The organism is Streptomyces yangpuensis, from assembly GCF_001005295.1.
In the GTDB taxonomy this organism is placed as follows: domain Bacteria; phylum Actinomycetota; class Actinomycetes; order Streptomycetales; family Streptomycetaceae; genus Streptomyces; species Streptomyces yangpuensis.
In genome coordinates this window covers 476545-486276 of record NZ_LBMK01000002.1, presented here as the reverse complement: position 1 = coordinate 486276, position 9732 = coordinate 476545, and the positions used below count along the sequence as shown (strand labels likewise).

At 74.3% G+C, this 9732-nt stretch carries 2 protein-coding genes; both read left to right on the top strand.

Going from position 1 to position 9732, the window contains the following annotated elements:
* On the top strand, window positions 1-5080 hold a 5080-nt coding region (locus AAT21_RS07575; RefSeq protein WP_167350563.1), incomplete at its 5' end, for a non-ribosomal peptide synthetase.
* Window positions 5077-9732: non-ribosomal peptide synthetase (locus tag AAT21_RS07570; protein ID WP_157879650.1), on the top strand; the 4656-nt coding region annotated here is incomplete at its 3' end. The genes AAT21_RS07575 and AAT21_RS07570, both read left to right, overlap by 4 nt.

The following is a 9732-nucleotide window of genomic DNA, read 5'->3' as shown; positions in this document are numbered from 1 at the left end:
CGACGCCGCCACCGCCGTCCACCACGGACGCCTCATCGCCTACCTCATCGGCACCACCGACAACCCCAGAACCGCACTCGCCGCGACCCTGCCCGGCTACATGGTCCCCAGCACCTTCCTCACCCTCGACGCACTCCCCCTCACCCCCAACGGAAAAGTCGACCGCAAGGCCCTCCCCACACCCGACCCCTCGGCCGCCGTCTCCGGGCAGCTCCCCGGGCGCAATCCGCGCGAGCAAGCACTCTGCGAGATCTTCGCGGAGGTGCTCGGGCTGCCCTCCGTCGGCATCGACGACAGCTTCTTCGACCTCGGGGGCCACTCGCTGCTCGCCACCAAGGTCGCCTCCCGGATCCGGGCCCGGCTGGGCGCCGAGGTCACCATCCGTACGCTCTTCCAGGCGCCGACGGTCGCCGAACTCGCCGCCCGTCTGGACGAGGCCGGCGCCCCCGTGCGGCCCGCGCTGGCCCAGGCCACCGAGCGCCCCGCCGAGCTGCCGCTCTCCCCCGCACAGCAGCGGCTGTGGTTCCTGAACCAGCTGGAGAACGGTTCGGCGACCTATCACCTGCCGTTCGCCGTGCGCCTGACCGGCGCCCTGGACGTCGCCGCACTGGGCGCGGCGCTGAGCGATGTCGTGGCCCGCCACGAGAGCCTGCGCACCGTCTTCCCCGACGACAGCGGCCGGCCGCGGCAGCGGATCATCCCTCCGGCCGAGGCGCACCTGGCCCTGCCCGTCACCGGGACCACCCCCGACGCGCTGCCCGGGGTCCTGGCCGCCTCGGCCGCCCGCGGCTTCGAGCTGGCCACCGGGCTCCCGCTGCGCACGGAGCTGTTCCGGCTGTCCGACGACGAGCACGTCCTGCTCCTCGTCCTGCACCACATCGCCTCCGACGGCTGGTCCGTCGCCCCGCTGGCCCGCGAGCTCGCCGAGGCCTACGCGCTGCGACGGGAGGGCTCGGCTCCCGACTGGGCGCCGCTGCCCGTCCAGTACGCGGACTACACGCTGTGGCAGCGCGAACTCCTCGACGCCGTGGCGGACGAGCAGCTCACCTACTGGAACACGGCACTGGCCGGCATCCCGGAGGAACTGGAGCTGCCGGCCGACCGTCCACGGCCCACCGTGCCCAGTCACCGCGGCGGCACGGTCGGGTTCCGTGTCGACGGGGCCCTGCACGCGGCGGTCACCGCGCTGGCGCGTACCCAGGGTGCGAGCACCTTCATGGTGCTGCAGGCCGCGCTCGCCACGCTCCTGTCGAGTCTCGGCGCGGGCGAGGACATCCCGCTCGGAACGCCCGTCGCGGGACGTACCGACCCGGCGCTGGACGAGCTCGTCGGCTTCTTCGTCAACACCCTGGTGCTGCGCACCGACCTGTCCGGCGACCCGACCTTCCGGGAGCTGCTGGACCGCGTACGCGCCACGGACCTGGCCGCCTACGCCCACCAGGACCTGCCCTTCGAGGCCCTGGTCGACGCGCTCGCACCCAGCCGGTCGCTGTCCCGGCAGCCGCTGTTCCAGACCATGCTGGTGCTGCAGAACAACGCCTCCGCCGACCTCGTCCTGCCCGGCCTGCGCGTCGAGACCGTCCCGGTCCGCAGCGGCACCGCCAAGCTGGACCTGGCCTTCGAGCTGACGGAGCGGCACGGGCCCGACGGGGCGCCGGACGGGATCGACGCGGTCCTGGAGTACAGCAGCGACCTGTTCGACGAGGCGACGGCACGCTCGATCGCGGATCGGTTCGCCCATCTCATCGGCGTGCTGACCGGTGACCCCGACGTCCCGCTCGGCCGTGTCGACGCCCTGCTGCCGGCCGAGCGGGAGCGCGTGCTCGGCGACTGGGCGGGCCCCGTGCAGGACGTCACGGTGGCTCCGGTGCACGAGCTGTACGCGGCCAGGGCTGCCGCGCAGCCCGGGCACCCGGCCCTGGAGTTCGGCGAGCGGGTCCTGTCGTTCGCCGAACTGGACGCCCGCGCGAACCGGCTGGCCCATGAGCTGGCCGCCCGCGGCACCGGGCCCGGCGACCTGGTGGCGCTGCTGCTGCCGCGCTCGCCGGAGATGGTCGTCGCGCTGCTCGCCGTCCTCAAGGCGGGGGCCGCCTACCTGCCGATCGACGCCGCCTATCCGCAGGACCGCATCGCGTACATGCTCGATGACGCCCGGCCCGCGCTCGCCCTGACGATGGGCGTCGAATCCGCGGGCCTGGGTACCTCGGACGTGAGCCGGCTGCTGCTCGACGACCCGGACGTACGCGCCGCGGTCGCGGCCCGGCCCGCCCGCGCGCCGGCGGACACCGACCGGACGCGGCCGCTGACCGTACGCGACCCCGCGTACGTCATCTACACCTCCGGCTCCACCGGGCGCCCCAAGGGCGTCGTCGTGGAGCACCGCACGGTCGCCGTGATGGTGGCCGACCAGGGCCCGCGCATGGGCATCGGACCCGGCACGCGCTGGCTGCAGTTCGCCTCGTACAGCTTCGACGCCGCGACCTGGGAGCTCGCCATCGGGCTGCTCTCGGGCGCGACGATGATCCTTTCGACGGCCGAGGAGCGCGGCCCGGGCGCGCCGCTGGCCGAGCTCGTGGAGCGCACCGGCACCACCATGGTCTGCCTGCCGCCGACGGTCCTGTCCGCGTGGCCGGCCGACCGGCCGATGCCCGGGGGCGTGCAGCTGGTCGTGGCGGGCGAGGCCTGTCCGCCGGAGCTGGTGGAGCGGTTCTCCCGCGGGCGCGTGATGCGCAACGCGTACGGGCCGACCGAGGCCACCGTGTGCGCGAGCATCAGCGAACCGCTGTCCGGTGCCGTCAAGCCTCCCATCGGGTTCCCGCTGCACAACACGCGGCTGTACGTCCTGGACGCGCGGCTTCGGCCGGTGGCTCCTGGAGTGACCGGCGAGCTGTACATCGGCGGCGACCAGCTGGCCCGCGGCTATCTGCGGCGGCCGGAGCTGACCGCGAACCGTTTCGTCGCCGACCCGTACGCCACCACGCCGGGCGGCCGGATGTACCGCTCGGGCGACCTGGTGCGCTGGAACGCCGACGGCAGCCTCGACTACGTGGGGCGCGTCGACGACCAGGTGAAGCTGCGCGGCTTCCGCATCGAGCCGGGTGAGATCGAAGGCGTCCTGCTCGCGCGGGACGACATCGCGCGGGCCGCGGTGATCGTCCGCGAGGACCGGCCCGGCGACAAGCGTCTCGTCGCGTACGTCGTCGCCTCGGGTGCTCCCGTGGACGTCAGGGAGATCCGCGCGCGCCTCGCCGCCGAACTGCCCGAGCACATGGTGCCGAGCGCCGTCGTCGTCCTCGACGTACTGCCGCTCACCGGCAACGGCAAGCTGGACCGCCGGGCCCTGCCCGCGCCGGACTACACGCCGGCCGCCGCGGGCCGGGCCCCCGCGAACGAGCGGGAGGCGGCACTGTGCCGGGCGTTCGCGGAGGTGCTCGGGCTGGAGTCGGCGGGCGCCGACGCGAGCTTCTTCGACCTCGGCGGCGACAGCATCAGCTCGATCCAGCTGGTCGGCAAGGCGCGGGAAGCGGGTCTCGCGATCACCGCGCAGGACGTGTTCGTGCACCGCACTCCTCAGGGCCTCGCGCTCGCCGCCCAGACCGCCGGGCGCACCGCGACGGTGGGCGTCGGGGACGGCACCGGCCCGGTGCCGGCCACGCCGATCACCGCCTGGTTCGACGCGATCCCCGGGCCGACCGACGGCTTCCACCAGGCTGCCGTGGTCCGGACGCCTGCGGGGGCCTCGTACGAGCGGATCGCGGCCGCGCTGCAGACGCTGCTCGACCATCACGACGTCCTGCGCCGACGCGGCGACGTCATCCGGGAAGCCGGGGCGGTACGGGCCGAGGACGTGTTGCGCAGGGTCGCGGCCGACTCCGGCGACCTGGCTTCCCTCGTCCGCGGGGAAGCCGCCGCCGCCCGGCGGGAACTGGCGCCCGCCCAGGGCGACGTGCTGCGGGCGGTGTGGCTCGATGCCGGTACCGGGCGGCCCGGCAGGCTGCTGCTCACCCTGCATCACCTGGTGGTGGACGGCGTCTCCTGGCGCATCCTGCTGCCCGATCTGGCCCAGGCCTACGAGCACCCGGACCGGCCCCTCGCGCCGGTCGGCACCTCCTTCCGGCAGTGGGCGCTCCTGCTGCACGACGAGGCCGTACGGGAGGAACGCCGGGCCGAACTGCCCCTGTGGCAGGAGATGGCGGACGGCGGCGACCCGCCGCTCGGCGCACGGCCGCTCGACCCCGGACAGGACACCGCGGCCACCGCTCACCGGCTGCGGCTCGAACTGCCCGCCGCGTACACGGCCGCACTGCTCACCACCGTGCCGGCCGCCTTCCACGCCGAGATCAACGACGTGCTGCTGGCCGCGCTCGCGCTCAGCGTCGCCGACTGGCGACGCGGGCGCGGTGAGCCGCAGGACGTGCTCGTCGACCTCGAAGGGCACGGGCGCGTGCCCGTCGTCCCGGGCGTCGATCTGGCCCGCACGGTGGGCTGGTTCACCAGCACGCACCCGGTACGGCTCGATGTGGGCCTGTGCGACTGGGACGAGGTGTGGGCGGGCGGGCCCGCGCTCGGCCAGGCGCTCAAGGAGGTCAAGGAGCAGCTGCGCCGGGTGCCGGACCACGGCATCGGCCACGGTCTGCTGAGCCGGCTCGACGCCGGCTCGGCGGCCCTGCTCGGCGCGTACGCGGCTCCGCAGCTCGGGTTCAACTACCTGGGGCGGATGGCGCTTTCGGAGCCGGGCGACTGGCAGATCGCGCCCGAGTCCCTGGACGTCGCGGCCGGCACGGACCCGGAGATGCCGCTGCCGCACGCGCTGGGCGTCAACGCGCGTACTGAGGACCTCCCCGACGGCCCCCGCCTGGTCGCCGAGTGGGCTTGGGCTGGCCGCACGGTCGCCGACGCCGACGCCGAGGCGATCGCGCACGGCTGGTTCAGGGCGCTGAAGGCGCTGGCCGGGCATGCCGCACGGCCCGAATCCGGTGGCTTCACGCCCTCGGACCTGGGGCTCGTCGAGGGACTCGACCAGGACGAGATCGACGAGTTCGAGAACGAATTCGCACACGAGTGGGGGAACGAAGGATGAGCACGACCGCACCTGGTAAGGCACCGAAGGGGCCACGGCCGGCGGGCGGCCTGAGCGACGTACTGCCGCTGACGCCACTGCAGGAGGGCCTGCTCTTCCACGCCGTGTACGACCGGCAGGAACTCGACGTGTACGCGGTGCAGCTCGTCCTCGACCTCGAAGGACCCCTGGACCGCGGCGCGCTCAAGGCCGCCGCGGCCGGCGTCCTGGCCCGGCACCCGAATCTGCGGGCGGGCTTCCGCTACCGCAAGAACGGGCAGCCGGTCCAGCTGATACCGCGCGAGGTTCCCGTTCCCTGGCGGGAGGTGCGGGAGGCGGGCGACCTGGAGGCGCTGACCGACCGGGACCGCACCGAGCCGTTCGACGTGGGCCGGCCGCCACTGATCCGCTTCACCCTGATCACCACGGGCACGGACCGCCACCGGCTCCTCGTCACCTGCCACCACATCCTGCTCGACGGCTGGTCGATGCCGCTGCTGCTCTCGGAGCTCTTCACCGCTTACACCGCCGGCGGCGACGCCTCCGTGCTGCCCGCCGTCACCTCGTACAAGAGCTACCTGTCCTGGCTGAACGGCCAGGACGAGCAGGCCGCTGCGGCGGCCTACCGGGAGCTGCTCGCCGGCCTGGAGGAGCCCACCCGGCTCGCACCGGCGCCGCCCGGCCGTGCACCGGTACTGCCCGAGCAGCACGTCGCCCGCCTCGACACCGCGTCGACGGCGCGCCTGACCGAGTGGGCACGTGCGCGGGGCGTCACCCTGTCCAGCGTGCTGCAGGGTGTCTGGGCCGTCGTCCTCGGGGCCCTGACGGGCCGGGACGACCTGGTGTTCGGCACCACGACGTCGGGGCGTCCGCCGGAGCTGCCGGGCGTCGAGTCGATGGTCGGCCTGTTCATCAACACGCTTCCTGTACGTCTGCGCACGCCCGCCGCGCGCACCCTCGCGGAGGTGGTGGAGTCGGCCCAGGAGCAGCACACCGCGCTGCTGCCGCACCAGCATCTGGGCCTCTCGCGCATCCAGCAGGACGCGGGGCACGGTGAGCTGTTCGACACCGTCGTGATCTTCGAGAACTATCCGCTGGACCCGGACGCCCTGCGCACGGCCGTACCCGGCCTCACGGTCACGGGCATCAAGGGGCGCGACGCCACCCACTATCCGGTGTCGCTGCTCGTGCTGCCCGGTGCCGAGCTGACGCTGCGGCTCGACCACGCGCCCGACCTCGTCACCGCCGGGGAGGCCGCGGCACTGTCCGGGCGGGTGCTGCGGCTCCTCGCGACGCTCCCCGACACGGCCGACCTGCCGCTCTCCCAGCTGGAGCTGCTCGGTGCGCAGGAGCGGGCGACGCTGCTCGTCTCGTACAACGACACCGCCCGCTGCTACCCGCGCCACGCCCTGCGCGAGCAGCTGGCGGCGCGCGCCACCGCCACCCCGGACGCGCCCGCGCTGCGCTGCGGGGCCGAGCGGCTGAGCTACGCGGATCTGCACGCCCGCGCCGACCGGCTCGCCCACGAGCTGGTGGCGCGGGGCGCGGGACCGGGGGCACTGGTGGCGCTCGCGCTGCCGCGTTCGACGGACCTGATCGTCGCGACGCTCGCCGTCGTCAAGGCGGGCGCCGGCTATCTGCCGCTCGACCCCGACTACCCGGCCGACCGCATCGGCTACATGCTCGACGACGCGGCGCCCGCCCTCGTGCTCACCACGACCGGCGTCGCGGTCGCGCTGCCCGCCGTCACCGAGCGCGCCCACCTGACCCTGGACACGGCGGCTGCGCTGCTCGCGGAGGCGCCCACCGGGCCGGTGGGCACCGCGGACCCGGATCCGCTGGAGACCGCCTACACGATCTACACCTCCGGCTCGACGGGCCGGCCCAAGGGCGTGGTCGTCCCCCAGGGTGCCCTGATCAACCTCGTGCACGACATGGCCGAGCGGTTCCGTATCGGGGGCGGGGACCGCTTCCTGTCGGTCACCACCTTCGGCTTCGACATCTCCAATCTGGAGATCTTCGTTCCGCTGGTCACCGGCGCCGAACTGGTCCTCGCCGAGCGCGACACCGTACGCGACCCGTCCGCGCTCGCCGCTCTGATCACCGGCAGCGACGCCACCGTCATGCAGGCCACCCCGACCCTGTGGCACGCTCTGGTCACGGAGCACCCGGAGAGCCTCGCCGCGCTGCGCGTCCTGATCGGCGGCGAGGCCGTCGGCGAACCGCTCGCCGACGCGCTGCGCGCCGCGTCCCGTGAGGTCACCAACGTCTACGGGCCCACCGAGACGACCATCTGGTCCACCGCGGCCACCCTGGACGGCGAACGCGGGGGTGTGCCGCCGATCGGCCGGCCCATCGCCAACACCCGGGTGTACGTCCTCGACGACGCGCTGCGGACCGCTCCGGCGGGTGCCGTCGGCGAGCTCTACATCGCCGGTGACGGTGTGGCGCGCGGCTACCACGGGCGGCCCGCGCTCACCGCGACCCGTTTCGTGCCGGACCCGTTCGGTCCGCGGGGCAGCCGGATGTACCGGACCGGGGACGTCGTGCGCTGGGGCGCCGACGGTCAGATCGAGTACATCGGACGGGCCGACCACCAGGTCAAGATCCGTGGTTTCCGGATCGAGCTCGGCGAGATCGAGTCGGCGCTCGCGGCCCACCCCGAGGTGTCACAGGCGACGGTCGTGGCGCGCGAGGACCTGCCGGGCGGTACGCAGCTGGTGGCCTACACCGTCGGTACGGCCGCTCCGGGGGCACTGCGCGCGCACCTGGCCGAGAGCCTGCCCGCGCACATGGTGCCCGCCCTGTACGTGGCGATGGACGCGCTGCCGCTCACGGCGAACGGCAAGATCGACCGCAAGCTGCTGCCCGCGCCCGCCCAGGGTGCGCGCACCGCGGCCCGTGCGCCGCGCACGCCTCAGGAGCAGCTGCTGTGCCAGGTGTTCGGCGAGGTGCTCGGGCTGCCCGCGCCCGTGGGTCCGGACGACAGCTTCTTCGAACTCGGCGGCCACTCGCTGCTCGCCACCCGGCTCACCGGCCGGATCAGGACGGCGCTCGGCGCCGATCTGCCGGTCCGCGCGGTCTTCGACGCACCGACCCCGGCCGCCCTCGCGGCCCGCGTCGCGGACGCCGGGGAGGCCCGGCCCGCTCCGGCGCCGGCCGTGCGCCCGGACGCGCTTCCCCTCTCCCCCGCCCAGCAGCGGCTCTGGTTCCTCGCGCAGCTGGAGGCGGGCAGTCCCGCGTACAACATCCCGGTCGCCGTCCGCCTGAGGGGAGCCCTGGACGTGGCCGCCCTGCGTGCGGCGGTGCGGGACGTCGTCGTACGCCATGAGGCGCTGCGCACCCGCTACCCGGACACGGACGGGCGCGCCCGTCAGGAGATCGTGGACGCCGAGGCGGTGCGGGTGGACCTGCCGGTCTCCGCGCAGGGTGAGGACGCGGTGCGGGCGGCGGCGCGGCGCGGCTTCGACCTGGCGTCCGAACTGCCGTTGCGGGCGGAGCTGTTCCGGCTCTCGGACGAGGAGCACGTGCTGCTGGTCGTGGTGCACCACATCGCTGCCGACGGCTGGTCGGTGGGCCCGCTGGGCGGCGATCTCGCGCAGGCCTACGAGGCGCGCCGTGCGGGCGGGGCCCCGGTGTGGACGCCACTGCCGGTGCAGTACGCGGACTACACCCTGTGGCAGCGCGAGCTGCTCACGGCCGTGTCGGACGAGCAGCTCGCCTACTGGCGCGAGGCGCTGAACGGCCTTCCCGACGAGCTGGAGCTGCCGGCCGACCGGCCGCGGCCCGCAGCCCCCACGCACCAGGGCGGGCAGGTCGGCTTCCGTATCGACGCCGCCCTGCACACGGCGGTCGGCGACCTGGCCCGGGCGCAGGGCGTGAGCACCTTCATGGTGCTCCAGGCGGCGCTCGCCGCCCTGCTGTCCAAGCTGGGCGCGGGCGAGGACATCCCGCTCGGAACGCCCGTCGCGGGACGCACGGACCCGGCGCTGGACGAGCTCGTCGGCCTGTTCGTCAACACCCTGGTGTTGCGCACCGACCTGTCCGGCGACCCGACCTTCCGGGAGCTGCTGGACCGCGTACGCGCCACGGACCTGGCCGCCTACGCCCACCAGGACCTGCCCTTCGAGGCCCTGGTCGACGCGCTCGCACCCAGCCGGTCGCTGTCCCGGCACCCGCTGTTCCAGACCATGCTCACGCTGCACAACACGCCGGATTCCGCGGTGCGGCTGGCGGGCCTGGAGTCGGAGCCGCTGCTGATCGGCACCGGGACCGCCAAGGCCGACCTGGCCTTCGAGCTCTTCGAACGGCGTACGGAGGAAGGGGCCGCCGACGGGATCGACGCGGTCCTGGAGTACAGCACCGATCTGTTCGACGAGGCGACCGCGCGGTCCTTCACCGAGCGGCTCACGCATCTGCTCGGCGCCCTCGTGGCGATGCCCGACCGGCCGGTGCGCGAGACCGGGGTGCTGCTGCCGGCCGAGGCCGCGGCGGTGCGTGCGGGCTGGGCTGCGACGGCGGTCGAGGAGGCGTACTGCGGGGTCGTGGAGCGGGTGCGGCTGCACGCCTCCGAGCAGCCGGACAGGCTGGCGGTGCGCGATCCGCAGGGTTGTGTCTCCTACGGTGAGCTGGTCGGTCTCGCTTCGGCTCTGAGCCGTCGTCTGGCCGCGGCC